This window comes from Dactylosporangium sp. NPDC051541, assembly GCF_044454505.1.
In the GTDB taxonomy this organism is placed as follows: domain Bacteria; phylum Actinomycetota; class Actinomycetes; order Mycobacteriales; family Micromonosporaceae; genus Dactylosporangium.
In genome coordinates this window covers 1,318,955-1,334,062 of sequence record NZ_JBITDU010000002.1, presented here as the reverse complement: position 1 = coordinate 1,334,062, position 15,108 = coordinate 1,318,955, and the positions used below count along the sequence as shown (strand labels likewise).

The 15,108-nt window shown below is 70.9% G+C and carries 11 protein-coding genes; 8 read left to right on the top strand and 3 right to left on the bottom strand.

Annotation, left to right across the window (positions count from 1 at the left end; all coding sequences use genetic code 11):
- Positions 1-164: 164 nt before the first annotated feature.
- Entirely contained in the window at positions 165-971 is an 807-nt protein-coding gene (locus tag ACIA8L_RS13700; RefSeq protein WP_395903987.1) for an SAM-dependent methyltransferase, read from the top strand.
- A 3-nt stretch (positions 972-974) separates the two neighbouring features.
- Here the strand turns inward: ACIA8L_RS13700 and ACIA8L_RS13695 are convergent, their stop codons facing one another.
- Both ACIA8L_RS13695 and fxsT read right to left on the bottom strand, forming a co-directional pair.
- The gene (locus tag ACIA8L_RS13695; RefSeq protein ID WP_395903985.1) at positions 975-1,991 is read right to left on the bottom strand and encodes a serine/threonine protein phosphatase; all 1,017 of its coding nucleotides are present in this window, start codon (positions 1,989-1,991) and stop codon (positions 975-977) included.
- Positions 1,992-2,048: 57 nt separating this feature from the next.
- Complete coding sequence (gene fxsT, locus ACIA8L_RS13690) at positions 2,049-4,673, bottom strand: FxSxx-COOH system tetratricopeptide repeat protein (protein WP_395903983.1); 2,625 nt, start codon at positions 4,671-4,673, stop codon at positions 2,049-2,051.
- A 318-nt stretch (positions 4,674-4,991) separates the two neighbouring features.
- Here fxsT and ACIA8L_RS13685 point away from each other — a divergent pair, with 318 nt between their 5' ends.
- The 3 genes from ACIA8L_RS13685 to ACIA8L_RS13675 all read left to right on the top strand — a co-directional run bounded on the left by ACIA8L_RS13685 (position 4,992) and on the right by ACIA8L_RS13675 (position 8,041).
- Entirely contained in the window at positions 4,992-5,864 is an 873-nt protein-coding gene (locus ACIA8L_RS13685) for a S1 family peptidase (protein WP_395903981.1), read from the top strand.
- Positions 5,865-5,981: 117 nt separating this feature from the next.
- Entirely contained in the window at positions 5,982-7,097 is a 1,116-nt protein-coding gene (locus ACIA8L_RS13680) for a GAF domain-containing protein (RefSeq protein ID WP_395903979.1), read from the top strand.
- Between the two features lie 197 nt (positions 7,098-7,294).
- The gene (locus tag ACIA8L_RS13675; protein ID WP_395903977.1) at positions 7,295-8,041 is read left to right on the top strand and encodes a GNAT family N-acetyltransferase; all 747 of its coding nucleotides are present in this window, start codon (positions 7,295-7,297) and stop codon (positions 8,039-8,041) included.
- Between the two features lie 7 nt (positions 8,042-8,048).
- Here ACIA8L_RS13675 and ACIA8L_RS13670 read toward each other — a convergent pair whose 3' ends face one another.
- Positions 8,049-9,056, bottom strand: coding sequence for a LacI family DNA-binding transcriptional regulator (locus ACIA8L_RS13670; RefSeq protein ID WP_395903975.1), 1,008 nt, complete (start codon positions 9,054-9,056; stop codon positions 8,049-8,051).
- Between the two features lie 129 nt (positions 9,057-9,185).
- Between ACIA8L_RS13670 and ACIA8L_RS13665 the strand changes: the two genes are divergently transcribed.
- The 4 genes from ACIA8L_RS13665 to ACIA8L_RS13650 are packed head-to-tail and all read left to right on the top strand — an operon-like array spanning position 9,186 to position 15,107.
- Entirely contained in the window at positions 9,186-10,466 is a 1,281-nt protein-coding gene (locus tag ACIA8L_RS13665) for an extracellular solute-binding protein (RefSeq protein WP_395903973.1), read from the top strand.
- Positions 10,463-11,968 carry an ABC transporter permease subunit gene (locus ACIA8L_RS13660; RefSeq protein ID WP_395903971.1) on the top strand — a complete coding sequence of 502 codons (1,506 nt, stop codon included), beginning with the start codon at positions 10,463-10,465 and terminating at the stop codon, positions 11,966-11,968. The genes ACIA8L_RS13665 and ACIA8L_RS13660 overlap by 4 nt, the downstream gene beginning before the upstream one ends.
- A 2-nt stretch (positions 11,969-11,970) precedes the next feature.
- Complete coding sequence (locus ACIA8L_RS13655; protein ID WP_395903969.1) at positions 11,971-12,819, top strand: sugar ABC transporter permease; 849 nt, start codon at positions 11,971-11,973, stop codon at positions 12,817-12,819.
- The gene (locus ACIA8L_RS13650) at positions 12,819-15,107 is read left to right on the top strand and encodes a TIM-barrel domain-containing protein (RefSeq protein WP_395903967.1); all 2,289 of its coding nucleotides are present in this window, start codon (positions 12,819-12,821) and stop codon (positions 15,105-15,107) included. Before ACIA8L_RS13655 ends, ACIA8L_RS13650 begins: the two co-directional genes overlap by 1 nt.
- Position 15,108 lies beyond the last annotated feature (1 nt).

Genomic DNA, 15,108 nt, shown 5'->3' with positions numbered 1-15,108 from the left:
GAACTCCTCGAACGTCACGGTGATAGGAATGCACGCCGGCCCGCGAAACTGCCACCCGCCGGACGAGTTTTTCAGGACTGCGGGTCGACTTTTTTTCCACGGGGTGCGCGCGTGTAACCTGACGCACACCACGAACGGCGATCGATGCGTAGAGGGGTCCGAGGATGGACGCACCGGCCACGCCCGACGGGCAACTCACGAAGCTCGACACCACGGTCGCGCACTCGGCCCGGCTCTGGAATTATCTGCTCGGCGGCAAGGACAACTTCGCCGCCGACCGCGAGGCCGCCGAGCAGGTCCTGGCCTACATGCCCGAGCTGGTCCAGTCGGCGCGGTTCAACCGCCAGTTCCTGGGCCGCGCCGTGCGCCACCTGGTCGGCCCGGCCGGCGTCCGCCAGTTCCTGGACATCGGCACCGGCCTGCCGACCGCCGACAACACCCACGAGGTGGCGCAGCGGATCGCCCCCGACACCCGGGTCGTCTACGCCGACAACGACCCGATGGTGCTGGTCCACGCCCGGGCGTTGCTGGTCGGCAGCCCCGAGGGCAGGACGGCCTACATCGACGCCGACATCCGCGACCCGGAGGTCATCCTCACCGCCGCCGGCCAGACCCTGGACTTCGACCGCCCGATCGCCCTGATGCTGCTGGGCATCATCAACTTCGTTACCGACGACAACGAAGCCACCGCGATCGTGCGGGCCCTGCTGGACGCCGTCCCGCCGGGCAGCTACCTGGTCATCTCGCACCCGACCCGCGAGGTCAACGCGGCCGCCGTCGACCGGGCCCTGGACATGTGGAACAGCAGCGGCGCCACACCGATGGCGATCAGAAACCCACAGCAGATCCGGGGGTACTTCCAGGGCCTGGACATCCTCGACCCCGGCATCGTCACCTGCTCCCGTTGGCGCCCCGACGGCAACGACGAGACCCCGGCCTCGGAGTACGCCGGCGTGGCCCGCAAACCGTAAGGCTCACGCGCCCGGCCGAGCCGGATACCGCGCGTCGAGGTCACCGTCGAAGTACAGCCGCAGGCAGAAGGCGTTCATCCGCACCGCCGTCGCGGCGTGCCGCCCCAGAATCCCCGCCACCACGGCCGGCACGTCCGCGGGAATGTCACCGCCCGCACACCGCCGCACATACGCGTCGCGGGCACCGAACCCGTCCTCGACCGACACCCCGCACACCGTGGTGACCAGCCAGTTCACCAGCCACATGACCGCGTAGTCGGCATCGTGCCCGGCGTGCCGCCCGACGAACTCCCGCTCGGCACCGGACAGCTCGAACCGCGGCGAGGTCGCCAGCCCGAAGTCGACGAGGTAGATCCGTTCGTCGTCGGCCCGCACGTTCCCGAAGTGCCCGTCCATGTGCAACACCTCCCGCCGGCGCAGGAACCCCGCGGCCTCCAGCAGCTGCCGCTCGAACACCTCGGCCCGGCCGAGCGGGTCGCGCAGCCAGTCGTCCACCGGCCGCGGCACATACTCGGCGAACAACACCAGGCTGGACGTGGCCGCGGCCAGCTCCGCGAGGCGGGCCCGCACCCCCGGGTCCCCACCGAACTGGGCAACGACGGCCTCGACGTCGACGTGCTCGGCCGCGACCGCCGGCCGGTCGGGCAGCACCCGCCAGTGGTACAGCACCGGAAAGTGCGCAGTCTCCCCGGCGAGCACCCCCGCGGTGACGACCTCGTTGGCGGCCAGCTCCCGCCACGCGCCGAACCCCGGCCCGGCGATCCGGTAGATGCCGTACTGGCAGCAGACCGGCACGTCGAACAGGTTCGCCGTACTGCGCGGCCGGGCCAGCTCCCGCGCGGTGATCGGAATCCGCTTGACGAACACCGCCACCCCGTCGACATCGAGCACCGAGCACCCACCGCCGACCCCCACGGCCCCATCCGGCGCAGCCGCGACGAGCGCCGCCAGTTCGTCGTCACGACAAGCGCCGAGCGCCCCCGAAACCCGCCCGCCCCGCCGCCGCCGTTCCCTGAGCACCGCACCATCATGACCGACGCCGGCCCATGCCACTCGCGCCGTCCGGGCCGGACCCGATCAGAACGGCATCGGGTCCAGATCGCAGGTGGCCCGGACCCGATTGGCGGCCGCCCGGACGGCCGGATGCTGCTCCCGTAGCACCCGCTTGAACGCCTCCATCGTGACCTCCAGGAGCGCGTTCGCCTCTGGCGCCCGGCCCAGCGCCCGCAGGTCCAGCGACAGGTTTGAGGCGCAGGCCAGGACAGTCGGATGCTCCGCGCCCAGCACTCGGCGGGCGTCCGCGATCGTGGCCGAGTCGCGGTCGTAGGCTTTCTGGAAGTCACCCAGCTGGTAGAGGTCACTGGCGAGGTTGATCGCGCAGGCCAGGATCAGCGGGTGGTCACCGCCGAGCCGCGCCGTCAACGTGGCCAGGGCGCTCTCGTCGATCTCGCGGGCGGCGTTGACCTCACCCGACAGCCGCAGGGTCGTGGCGAGGTTGACGGCCGCCGCGAGCGTATGCGGGTGGTCGGGGCCGAAAACCGTGCGGAATCGGTTGCGGGCCTCCTCGCCGAGCGGCCGCGCGCCCCGCAGATCCCAGTTGTGCCGCCGGTCGATGGACTCCTCGAGTACGGCCAGGATGGACCCGGGATGTTCGTTGCCATAGCGCTCGGCGAACCGCTGGCGCGATACGGAGGAAGCCGCCAGCGCTTCGGCGTGGTGGCCGGCCTTGCGGCGGGCGACGGAGAGATGCAAGATCGCGAGCAGCAGTTCGTGGTGCCGGTCGTCGCCCAGCAGCCGCCGGTAGGTGGCGACGAGGTCCTCCTGCGCCGCTCTGGCCTCGACGTACTGGCCGAGCTCGCGCCGGTCGATGTTCAGGCCGCCGAGCGTCAAGAGACTATCGAGGTGGTCACTGCCGAAGATCTCGACCTTCTGCCGCCAGGTGACCTCGTCAACCTCGCACGCGCGCTGGAACTGGCCGGATAGACGCAGGCTGACGGCCAGGCCATGTGCGGCTTCCAACGTCAGCGGGTCGTCCGCGCCGAGCGTCCGGACGGCTCGGCGGTGGACCGTCTCGGTCAGGGCCAGTGCCTCGCCGAAGTCGCCTTGGGCCATCCGGTCGGCGGCGACCGCGCCGATCGCCGCCAGCGTGTCTTCATGCTCCGCGCCGTAGAGCCGCTCGTGGATTTCGAGGGTCCTGGCATTGTGCTCGGCGGCGTGCTGATAGTCGCCGTTCACGAACAGCATGAAGCCGAGCCACCGGGCGATGTTCAGCGCATCGGGATTCTCGGCGCCGTCGGTGCTTTCGCTCTTCCACTCGTCGTATGCGTTCTGGGAGATGTTGCGGGCGAGTTTGTGCTCGCCCCACCGCCACAGGTACTTGGCTTCGTTGGCGACCAGCTGCCGCACCCAGGCGTCCTCGCACCTGATCGCGTCCGCGGCCAGCACATGCGAGTAAAGCTGGGCGTAGAGCGGCCACTGCGACGGGGCGTCGGGCTGGTTGGGGTCGCTCGCGGCGATCAGCAGGTGCGCGCCGTGCCGCATCTTGTCACGCTCATCGTCGGTCATCCGGCTGACGAGCACGCGCTGGAGCAGGCGGTGCATCTGGATGACGTCGTGCCAGTGGTCGATCTTGGCCAGCGAATATCTGCTCACGCCGCGTATGGCGCGGCCGAGCTTGACGGGATCTCGGAGTGCCTCGTCCAGGGCCGGGTCGATCTGCATGCCACGGGCGCTCGACAGCAGGCTCCGGCTGATGTCCGGGGCCAGGAACGCGCACACCTGCAGGAGCCGGAGCGCTGCCGGGTCCCGTTCCCGCAGCGCCTCCAGCGACATGTCCCAGGCCGCGGCGACCGAGGTCGGGTAGCCGATCGGGCGCTGGTCCTCGTCCTCCAGGAGCTCGATCCTCCCGCCCAGCAGGCGGAGGTATTCCGGAGCGGGGATGCCGGTGGTCGCGATGTACGCCGCCACCTGCTCGATCGCCAGCGGCAGGTCGCTCAGCGCCTCGGCCAGGCGGTCGGCGTCCTCCGACCGGATGGACGGCTCGCGACGGGTCAGCAGCTCGATGCTTTCGGCGCGCTCGAACACATCCACCTCGAGGGGTATCCCGAGGGAGTTCCACGCCGGGTTCCGCGACGTCACGAGGATGCTGCCGTGCTGGCTGCTCACCGGAAAGAATGAGCTGACGGTCTGCGGGCTCTCCGCGTTGTCGAAGATGAGCAGCCAATGCTCATACGGCTCACCGTTCCGCAGGGCTTCCCGGACGGCCGGCACCGCGGTATTCGCGGTCGGCGCGCCGGGCAATTCCAGTCGCTGCGCCAGTTCCACCAGCGATGCGCTGATCAGCGCCGGAGTCTCGGCCGGAATCCACCAGATCACCTGGTAGTCCGCCAGGTGCCGATAGGCGTATTCGATCGCCAGCTGCGTCTTGCCGACGCCGCCCATGCCGTGCAAGGCATGTGGGAGAACGGTCGTGGTGGTGCCCGGCACTCGCAGATGTCGATCCAAGTGCTCCAGCAATTCCACTCGGCCCGTAAAATTGGGGTTCTTGGGCGGGAAGTTACCGATGATGGCAGGCCATGATCCATTCAAGATCGGTACACCCGCCCCAAATCCGGTCGCCGAGATGTTGACGTTATCGCTATTTGCTCGGTCGATAAATAGCTCGATCGGGCGGACTATGGCAGTGTGCGCCCAGTTCGGCATCGGGCAATAGGCGGACTTCTATTGCGCGAGACTGTCGGGGGCGGTCGGGTTCTTGCCGAAGGCGGCGGTGTTCGGTAGGCCTCGGCGCCGGCGTGCTCGGGATCGCGGCGAGGGTGCACGGTGCATCAGTGGTCGCCGCGGCCGGCCGTCCGATGGTGTGGCGAATTCGCGATCATGTCCGGATTCACAGACTTCGTGCCGACTTCCCCGGTTCTATTGATTTATGAGCGCCGATGGATGAGGCTCGGCGTACCCCAGTCTCGGTCATCGACCCCCACGAGGAGATCCCCACAAGGAGACCCCCGCAAGGAGACGCCAATGAGCAACTCGCCCAACCTCCGTCATCGCCGGCTCGCCGGTATCGTCGCGGCGGCCGCCGTCGCCGCCGGTGTGTTCGTGTCGTCGACGGGTGTGGCCTCGGCCGCCCCGGTCGCCGGGCCAGCGGCACTCTCCGCCGTCAGCGACGCCGTGGACCTCTCGGGCGTCGACGGTATCGCCTGGTACACCGACGCCGCCTCCGGGCAGGTCGTCGTCACCGCCGACAGCAGCGTTTCCGGCGCCGAACTCGCCACGCTGCAGCACGCGGCCAAGGCCAACACGCGGGCGCTGCGGATCGAGCGGGCCGCCGGCACGTTCAGTCCGCTGCTGTCCGCCGGTGACGCCATCTACGGCGGACAGTACCGCTGCTCGCTCGGGTTCAACGTGCGCAGCGGCAGCACGTACTACTTCCTGACCGCCGGGCACTGCGGCGTGTCGGCGAGCACGTGGTACACGAACTCGAGCCACTCGACGCTGATCGGGCCGGTGACCGGGGCCAGCTTCCCCGGCAACGACTACGCGATCGTGCGCTACCAGAACACGGCGCTGAGCCATCCGGGCGGCTTCACCGTCGCCGACGCCTTCGTCGGTGAGAACGTCACCCGGCGCGGGTCGACGACGGGCACGCACACCGGGCGGGTCACCGCGCTCAACGCGACGGTGCGCTACTCCGGCAGCCCCGGCGGTACCGTCAGCGGCCTGATCCAGACGACCGTCTGCGCCGAGGGCGGCGACTCGGGCGGCCCGCTGTACGACGGCACGAAGGCGCTCGGGCTCACCTCCGGCGGCAGCGGCAACTGCTCCTCCGGTGGCACGACGTTCTTCCAGCCGGTCCGCGAGGCGGCCAACGCCTACGGTGTGACCATCTACTGATCCGCTTTGTCCAGGCGGCGGCATCTCGCGAGCGGGGTGCCGCCCCTGACTGGTCGCTCACAGTACCGAAACCGCTACGCTGGGTGCAGGGGAACTGGCAGGCGGACGAGGATCACGGTGCTGGGAATTCGGGACGAGCCGGCCGCGCGGGTCGCGCTGCTGCTGCGGCGGGTGCGCAGGACGCTGGGCGTCAGCCTGGCCTTCATCACGCGGATGGACGGCACCACCCAGCACATCGAGGTGGTCGAGCCCCGCCTGCCGCCCCTGCTGCGCGACAACCGCCTCGCCTTCCCCGACGAGACCACGATCTGCCGGGCCATCCTGGCCGGGCGGCTGCCCGCGCTCATGCCCGACCTGCGGGCCTTCCCGGAGGCGATGGCGCTGCCGGCCGTGCGCCGGATGCACCTGCGGGCGTTCGTCTCGGTCCCGATCAACCTCGCCGACGGCACGTTCTACGGCACCCTGTGCGCGGCCGGCTTCCGCCCCGCGACCCACCTCGGCCCGGAGCACGAGCGGCTGATGCGCGAGCTGGCCGACGAGATCATCGAGCCGGGTGCCCGGGCCCGGCAGGCCGGTGACGCGCTGCGGGCCCGGATCGACGCCGCCACCGGCGAGGACGCCCGGCTCCTGCTCGAGCCGGTCGTGCACCTGGCCAGCCGCCGGCGGATCGGCGCCTGCGCGGCCGCCCTCGACGGCGACCGGCCCGAGCCCCTGGAGGCGCTGCTGGCGGCCGCCCGGGACGTCGGCGAGCAGGACCGGATCGCGCTGCACACCCTGCACCGGGCCGCCGCCGCCCTGCCCCGCACGTCGGGGTACCTCGCGCTGCCGGTGGCGGCGGCGACGCTGCTGCACCGGCCGTATGTCCGCGAGCTCGCCGCGCTGCCGCTGGGCCGGATCGTCCTGGAGTGCGCGGCCGACGAGCTGACCGACGACCCCGAGGCGCTCGCGCACGCGCTCGAACCGCTGCGCGCGGCCGGGCTGCGCCTGACGGTGCGCTCGGCCGGGCCGGTCGCGCTCGGTGCCCTCCAGCCGGAGCTGGTCAAGCTGGAGACGCCGGCCGCGGCCGGCGGCGGCCCGCTGATCGACGAGGGTCCGGTCCGCCCGCGACTGGTCGCCGCCGGCGTCGACACGGAGGCCGACGCCGAGGCGCTGCCGGGTCTGGGCGTGCAGCGAGGCCAGGGCCGCCTGTTCGGGCCGCCGGTCCTGCCCGAGCTGCTCCGCGACGCGTATTAGCGCACTTTCGGGCCCCTGGTGACGACAACGGGGACGGGCGCCGCCGTCTGATAGATTGCCGGTGAGCGCACCAACGCGCCCCCGAGTGCTCGAAAGCGTGAAGCCTGTGATCCCCGCGGTCCCCAGCGGCCTCTGCCGCTGACGCCTGCCCGCAGTCGCTTCCTCCTTTCCCGAGCCCTCGAAAGGGTTTTCTCACCATGGGTCTGCGCATTCAGCGCGCCGTCATCGCCAACCTGCACACCCGCCCGGACGCGGTCGAGTCCGGCCCGTTCATCGTCGGGCTGGATCGCGGCACCGACAGTCCGCACATCAACTACGCGACGCCGCTCCCCGGCGCCGACATCACCGCGGCCGACGTCGCCGACCTGGTCACGGCGTTCGCCGGCCGCCCGCCGCGGCTCGAGTACGTCACCACCTGCGCCCCCCAGCTCGAAAGCCTGCTGCTCGACGCCGGGTTCGCGGTCGAGGCCCGCAACGAGTACCTCGTCTGCACACCGGCCACGTCCGTGGCCCAGCCCGTCCCGGCCGGCTTCGAACTGTTCACCCCGCAGACCGACGCCGAGATCGCCGGCGTGATCGCCGTGCAGAACGAGGCGTTCGGCTCCCCGGGCGAGGCGGGGCCGGCCGACATCGACCGGCAGCGCCGAGTCCGAGAACGGGGCGCGGTGTTCGTGGGCGCCCGCACCACCGACGGGCAGTACGCCGGCGGTGGCGGCACCGTCGTGCCCAGCGACGGCATCTGCGAGATCGGCGGCATCGCGGTCGCCGCCGCCCACCGCCGCCAGGGCCTGGCCGGGGCGATCACGGCCGCACTCACCGAGCGGCTGTTCGCGGCCGGTGTCGAGGTGGCGTGGCTCGAGGCCGGCGGCGACGACTCGTGGCGGGTCTATGAACGGGTCGGCTTCCGGCCGGCCGGGCAGCGCCTCTACATCGCCAGATCCTGACCGCGGCTCAACCGGGTGGTGGCGCCGTGGTGCCGCGGGCCACCACCCGGGTCGGCAGGGTCACGTGCCGGGTCTCGGCGTCGCCGTCCTGCAGGATCGAGCGGGCCAGCTCGCCGGCCGCCACCCCCTGCCGCGTCACCGGCTGGTGCACGGTGCTCAGGTCGAACATGTCGGCCAGGTGGTGGTCGTCGATGCCGACGACAGACATGGTGTGCGGGATCGGCACCCCGGCCCGGCGCAGTGTCCGCAGCGCGCCGAACGCGACCTCGTCGGAGAACGTCACCACGCCCGTCGGCGGCGACGGCAGGCTCAGCAGTTCGTTCATGCCCTCGACGCCGCCGTGGCTGCCCCAGCGCTTGTGCACCACGTACTGCGGCGGCAGGGCGAGGCCGGCCTCCTCCAGCGCGGACGTGAAGCCGCGCAGGCGGGCGCTCGGGGCCGCGTATTCGAGGCTCCACGTGCCGTGCGAGTTGATCATCGCGATCCGCTCGTGGCCGGCCCGGATGAGCTGGGTCGTGGCCTGGCGGCCGGCGGCGACGTCGTCGATGCGGACGTGGGGGTGGTCGGCCAGGGTGCCGCCGGCCATGACGACCGTGACGCCCATGAGGTCAAGGCGGCGGCGCTCGTCGTCGCTGATCGGCAGCGCGATGAGGATGAGGGCGTCGACCTGGCGGCGGGCCGGGAGCTCCTCGAAGAAGCGGCGCCGCTCGCGCTCCTCCTTGACCTCGTAGAGCAGCACGTCGAGGTCGGTGCCGCGCAGGCTGGTGACGATCCCGTCGAGCATGGCCGCGTAGAACCAGTGTGCGACGTCCGGGGTCACGACCGCGACGCGGCCGTTGGAGCCCCGGGCGAGCCGGGCGGCGTCCGGGGAGACCGTGTAGGACAGGTCCTCGGCCAGGCTCTTGATCCGCCGCCGGGTCTCCTCCGACACGCCGGGCGCGCCGCTCAACGCCCGCGACACCGTCGCGATGGAGACGCCCGCGCGCTCCGCCAGGTCGGCCATGTTCAACGCCACGCTCACACCGTAGATCACGTAAGCGCTTGCGCAAACACCTCCAGAGCATTGACAAGCACCAGGGCGTGCTTCACGCTTGCCGCGACAGCGCGAACGTAAGCGCTTACGTCCACACCCCGTGGAGGCTCGATGAACCCGCCTCACAGACGCCGCGACATCCTCCTGGCCGTGGTCGCGGCGGCCGCCCTGCTGTCCACCGCGGCGTGCTCAAACGCCGAACCCTCCGCCGAACCGAGTGCGACAGCGTCCCAGAAACCCGTACGCGCCAACGCCGACCTGGTGATCTGGACCTCCGACATCGCCAGCCGGGCCGTCAAGCCGATCGCCGAGGAGTTCGGCCGCAAGAACGGCATCACCGTCGCCGTCCAGATCATCGCGGCCGACCTCGCCGCCACCGCCATCACCGCCAACGCCGCCGGCAACGGCCCCGACATCCTGACCCTGCCGAACGACTTCCTCGGCGGCGCGCTGCAGAACGGCGCCGTCACGCCGCTGTCGCTGCGGGCCGCCGACCTCACCGCCTACGAGCCGAGCGCGGTCGCCAGCGTCAGCCGCAACGGCCAGGTCTGGGCCCTGCCCTACGGCATGGAGAACCTGGTCCTCTACCGCAACACCAAGGCCGTCGCGGCCGCCCCCGCGACCGTCGAGGACCTCGTCACGACCGGCCAGGCCGCGGTCAAGGCCGGCACCGTCGAACGCGCCCTCTCCCTGCCGGTCGGCCAGGACGGCGACGCCTACCACATGGAGCCGTTCTTCACGTCCGCCGGCGGCTCACTGTTCGCCCTGAATGCCGACGGCCAATACGACACAAGCAGAGTCGGCATCGGTACCGCCGAATCGATCGCGGCCGCCCAGAAGATCGCCGCCCTCGGCGAGAGCGGCGCGAAGGTCCTGACCCGCTCGGTCGACGGCACCAACGCCATCGCCCAGTTCACCGCCGGCAAAGCGGCCTACCTGATCTCCGGCCCGTGGGCCCTGGCCGACATCCGCAAGTCCGGCGTGCCCTACGACATCACGCCGATCCCGCCGTTCGCCGGGGGCAAACCGGCCGCCCCGTTCCTCGGCGTCCAGGCGTTCTGGACCATGTCGAAGGCGAAGAACAAGGCATTCGCGGAAGAGTTCGTCACCAAGACCATGAACACCCCCGAGGCCATGACCGCCATGTACACCCAGGACCCGCGGCCGCCGGTGCGCACCGACGTCCTCACCGCGGTGTCGGCCAAGGACCCGGACATGGCGAAGCTCGCCGCCGGGGCCAAGCATGCCACGCCGCTGCCGGACTTCCCGTTCATGTCCGGGGTGTGGCCGCCGCTGGGCCAGGCCTACGCCGCGATCGTCGGCGGCGCGGACCCGGCCTCGACGATGCAGAAGACCGGGCAGACGATCCAGAACGTCGTCAACGCCAAGTGACAGTCCTCGTCCTCAAGGTGCTCGGCCTGGGCACGGCGACGGGTACCGCGGTGGCGCTCACCCCCAGCCTGCTGGCGGGCCGCCACTACGGTTTCCTCGCCGCGGCCTGGGCCGTCATCGCGGTGCTCCTCGCCACCTATGCGACCCGCCGCGCCCTGGTGGCCAAGTACCTGGTGCCGGGTTGCCTCCTGCTGGTGCTGTTCACGGTCACGCCGGTGCTCGCCACGTTGCAACTGTCGACAACGAACTTCGGCGACGGTACCCGCACAACGAAAGAGCAGACCATCGCCCAGCTGCTCGGCACCTCCGTCGTCCCCGCGCCGGACTCGCCGACGTTCAACCTCACGGTGGGCAAGCGCGGTGACCTGCTCACCTACTTCCTGGTCGACCGCGCGACCATGGCCGCGTTCACGGGGACCGAGGACGGCCTGCGGCCGCTGGAGCCGCGTGCGGTCACCATCGCCGACGGGTTCGTCACGGCGGTGCCCGGTTACACGATGCTCACCCCGCAGCAGGTGAACGAGGCCGAGCCGATCGCCGTGCCCACACAGGACGGTGCCATCCTCCGCCGTGGGCTCCGGGAGGCGTTCGAGGGGCACACCGTGCTGCGCTACGACGCCGCCGCGGACGCGATCGTCAACACCGACACCGGCGTGCGGTACACCGTCCAGCGCCAGGGCGACCGCGAGTACTTCGTCGACGGCGCCGGCAACCGGCTGGCCGAGCAGTCCTGGCGGGCCGACGTCGGCCTGGACAACTACCGGCGGGCGTTCACCGACGAGCGGATCCTCGGCGGCTTCCTGCGCATCTTCGCCTGGACGGTGATCTTCGCGGCCGGCTCGGTGGCATTGACCTTCGTCGTCGGCCTCGCCATCGCGGTCATGCTCAACGATCGAAGGGTGCGCGGCCAGAAGGTGTACCGCTCGATCCTGCTGCTGCCCTACGCGATCCCCGGGTTCATCAGCATCCTGGTCTGGTCCGGGTTCTTCAACCGCGACTTCGGCCTCATCAACAACCTGACCGGCTTGCACGTCAACTGGCTCGGCGACCCGCTGTGGGCGAAGGCGGCGCTGCTGCTGCTCAACCTGTGGCTCGGGTTTCCGTATACATTCCTGGTCGCCACCGGCGCGCTGCAGGCGATCCCGGCCGACGTGCGCGAGGCCGCGACCATCGACGGCGCCGGCGGGTTCACCGCGTTTCGCCGGATCACGTTCCCGCTCGTCCTGGTGGCGGTGGCGCCGCTGCTGGTGGCCGGGTTCGCGTTCAACTTCAACAACTTCAACGTGGTCGAGCTGCTGACCGGCGGCGGCCCGTTCACACCGGACAACCCGGACGCCGGCGCGACCGACATCCTGATCAGCTACACGGTCCGGCTCGCGTTCGGCGCCGGCGGGGCCCGGTTCGGCTTCGCGTCCGCCATCGCGACGCTGCTGTTCGTCATCACCGCAGTCCTGGCGGCCGTGCAGTTCCGGGCCACCCGCAGCCTCGAGGAGGTGTACTGACCGTGAGTTTCCGCTGGTGGCGGGAGGTCGGCTGGCGCCACGCCGGCGGGCTGCTGGCCGTCGCGTTCGCCGTGATCCCCGTGCTCTACGTCGTGTCCGCGGCCTTCAACCCGCTCGGCACGGTCGTCTCGACCGGTGTCGTCCCGACCCGGTTCAGTTTCGCGAATTTCGATTCGCTGTTCACCGACCCGGCCCGGCCGTTCCCCCGCTGGGCGCTCAACACCGCGATCGTCTGCGCCGTGGTGACCGGTGTGCAGGTGTTCTGCAGCGCCCTGGCCGCCTACGCGTTCTCCCGGTTCCGGTTCCGCGGCCGCCGGATCGGCCAGCTCAGCCTGCTCCTGATCCAGATGTTCCCGCAGTTCCTGGCCGCGGTCGCGCTGTTCTCGCTGTTCACCGCGATCGGCGAGATCGTACCGGCGATCGGCCTGAACACCATCACCGGCTACAGCCTGGTCCTGATGGGCGGCGCCCTCGCCCAGGTCTGGCTGATCAAGGGCTACTTCGACACGGTCCCGCGCGAGCTCGACGAGGCCGCGCTGCTCGACGGGGCCGGCCGCGGCACGATTCTGTTCCGAATAATCCTGCCGCTGGCCCGGCCGATCCTGGCCGTCACCGGGCTCCTGGCCTTCGTCAGCACGATCGGCGAGTTCCTGCTCGCCTCCGTCTTCCTCACCGACTCGCAGTCGAAGACCCTCGCCGTCGGCCTGTTCGGCATCATCGCCGCCGACCGGTCGGACAATCTCGGCGTCTTCGCGGCCGGCGCGCTGATGACGGCCCTGCCGGCGGTGCTGCTGTTCCAGTTCCTGCAGCGGTACATCCTGGGCGGCCTCACCGCCGGATCGGTCAAGTGATGGCCGGCGCCGCGGACCCCGCCGCCGTCGTCAGCGGCGAGCACTACCGGATCACGGTTCTCACCGACGGCCTCGTCCGCCTCGAATACGCCGAGGACGGCCGCTTCGAGGACCGCCGCTCGACATTCGCGAATGAACGAAACCTGCCGGTCCCGGACTTTCGCGTCCTCGAGTCCGGCGGCCACCTGGAGATCGTCACGGCCCGGTTCCGGCTGACCTACGACCGCGGCCCGTTCACGAGCAGCGGCCTCAGCCTGGCCGTGGGCGGCGGCCTGACCGCATTCCATTCGGTCTGGCGTTACGGGCAGACAGCGGAGAGCCTCGGGGGTACAGCCAGGACGCTGGACGGTGCCGACGGCCCCGTCCCGCTGGAGCCGGGTGTCATCGCCCGCAGCGGCTTCGCCGTCCTCGACGACGGGGGATCGTTTTTGTTCGACGAGGACGGCTGGGTCGCCGCGGACAACGTCGGCCGCACCGACCTCTACGTCTTCGCCTACGGCCACGACTACACGGAGGCGCTGCGGGCCTTCTACGCCGTCTCCGGCCCAGTGCCGCCGCTGCCGCGGTGGGCGCTGGGCAACTGGTGGAGCCGGCACCACGCCTACACCGAGGAGTCGTACCTCGCGCTGCTGGACCGGTTCCGGGACGAGGGGATCCCGTTCTCCGTCGGCGTCCTGGACATGGACTGGCACCTGGTCGACGTCGACCCCGCGCACGGCAGCGGGTGGACGGGGTACACCTGGAACCGGCACTTGTTTCCCGACCCGGCGGCGTTCCTGGCCCGGCTGCACGCCATCGGCCTGCGGGTCTCGCTGAACGTCCACCCGGCCGACGGGGTCCGGTCGTTCGAGGCGGCGTACCCGGCGATGGCCGCCGCCCTCGGCCGTGATCCCGCGCCGGGGGAGCCGATCGCGTTCGACGTCACCGACCGCCGGTTCCTGGAGGCGTACTTCCAGGTCCTGCACCGGGGCCTGGAGGCGGACGGCGTCGACTTCTGGTGGCTCGACTGGCAGTCCGGCCCGTATTCGCGAACAGCCGGCATCGATCCACTGTGGATGCTCAATCACTTCCACTACCTCGACAACGGCCGGCTCACCTTCTCCCGCTACGCGGGCCCCGGCAGCCACCGCTATCCGGTGGGGTTCTCCGGCGACACCGTCGTCTCGTGGGCGTCCCTGGCGTTCCAGCCGCACTTCACGGCGACCGCGGCCAACATCGGCTACGGCTGGTGGAGCCACGACATCGGCGGGCACTTCTTCGGCCTCCGCGACGACGAGCTGGCCACGCGCTGGCTGCAGCTGGGCACGTTCTCGCCGATCCTGCGGCTGCACTCGGCGAAGAACCCGTTCCTGGTGAAGGAGCCGTGGGCGTTCCCGGACCCGGCCCGGGCGGTGATGACCGAGTTCCTGCGGCTGCGCCACCGCCTGGTGCCGTACCTGCACACGATGAACCACGGTGCCGCTGCGGGACGGCCGCTGGTCCTGCCCATGTACTACCGCGAGCCCGGGCGGGAGGAGGCCTATGCGGTGCCGCACCAGTATCAGTTCGGCACCGAGCTGCTGGTCGCCGCGGTCACCGAGCCCGCCGACCGCCGCACGTTGCTGGCCCGGGTCAAGGCGTGGCTGCCCGGCGGCGTGTGGGTCGACGTGTTCACCGGCCTGGTGTATTCGGGCGGCCGCATGCTGTATCTGCACCGCGACCTCACCACCATCCCGGTCCTGGCCCCGGCGGGGGCGATCATCCCGCTGGACGGCGCGGCGATCCCGGCGAACGACCCGGTCCGCCCGGCACACGTCGAGCTGCTCGTGGTCGTGGGCGCCGACGGCGAGTTCGAGCTGGTCGAGGACGAAAGTTCGGTGCGAATAGCGTTCGCGCAGGATTCCGGGACCCTCACGGTCGGGCCGTCCGACTGGGTGCGCACCTGGACCGTCACGCTCCTGGCCCACGCTCCGGCCGCCGAGGTGGTGGCGAACGTGGACGGAGGCGTGGTGTTCGCGAATATTCGTCAGGGCGACACCCGGACCTCGATCACTATCGAGGCCGTCCCGGCCGCGGCGACCCTGCGCATCGAGCTCGGGCCCGGCCCGCGACTGCGCCGCAACGACGTCGCGGGCCGGGTGTTCGCACTGCTGAACCGGGCTCAGATCGAGTACCGCACGAAGACCCGGGTCCTCGAGGCGGCCACGGCCGACGCCCCCTTGGCGGTGCGGCTGGCCACCCTGCCGACCCTCGACCTGGAGGAGCCGTTGCTGACGGCCGTCACCGAGATCCTGACCGCCCAGGCGTGAG

Coding starts and splice junctions, on each gene's coding strand:
- ACIA8L_RS13700 (WP_395903987.1), top strand. CDS start 165: ATGGACGCACCGGCCACGCCCGACGGGCAACTCACGAAGCTCGACACC.
- fxsT (WP_395903983.1), bottom strand. CDS start 4,673: ATGCCGAACTGGGCGCACACTGCCATAGTCCGCCCGATCGAGCTATTT.
- ACIA8L_RS13685 (WP_395903981.1), top strand. CDS start 4,992: ATGAGCAACTCGCCCAACCTCCGTCATCGCCGGCTCGCCGGTATCGTC.
- ACIA8L_RS13675 (WP_395903977.1), top strand. CDS start 7,295: ATGGGTCTGCGCATTCAGCGCGCCGTCATCGCCAACCTGCACACCCGC.
- ACIA8L_RS13665 (WP_395903973.1), top strand. CDS start 9,186: ATGAACCCGCCTCACAGACGCCGCGACATCCTCCTGGCCGTGGTCGCG.
- ACIA8L_RS13650 (WP_395903967.1), top strand. CDS start 12,819: ATGGCCGGCGCCGCGGACCCCGCCGCCGTCGTCAGCGGCGAGCACTAC.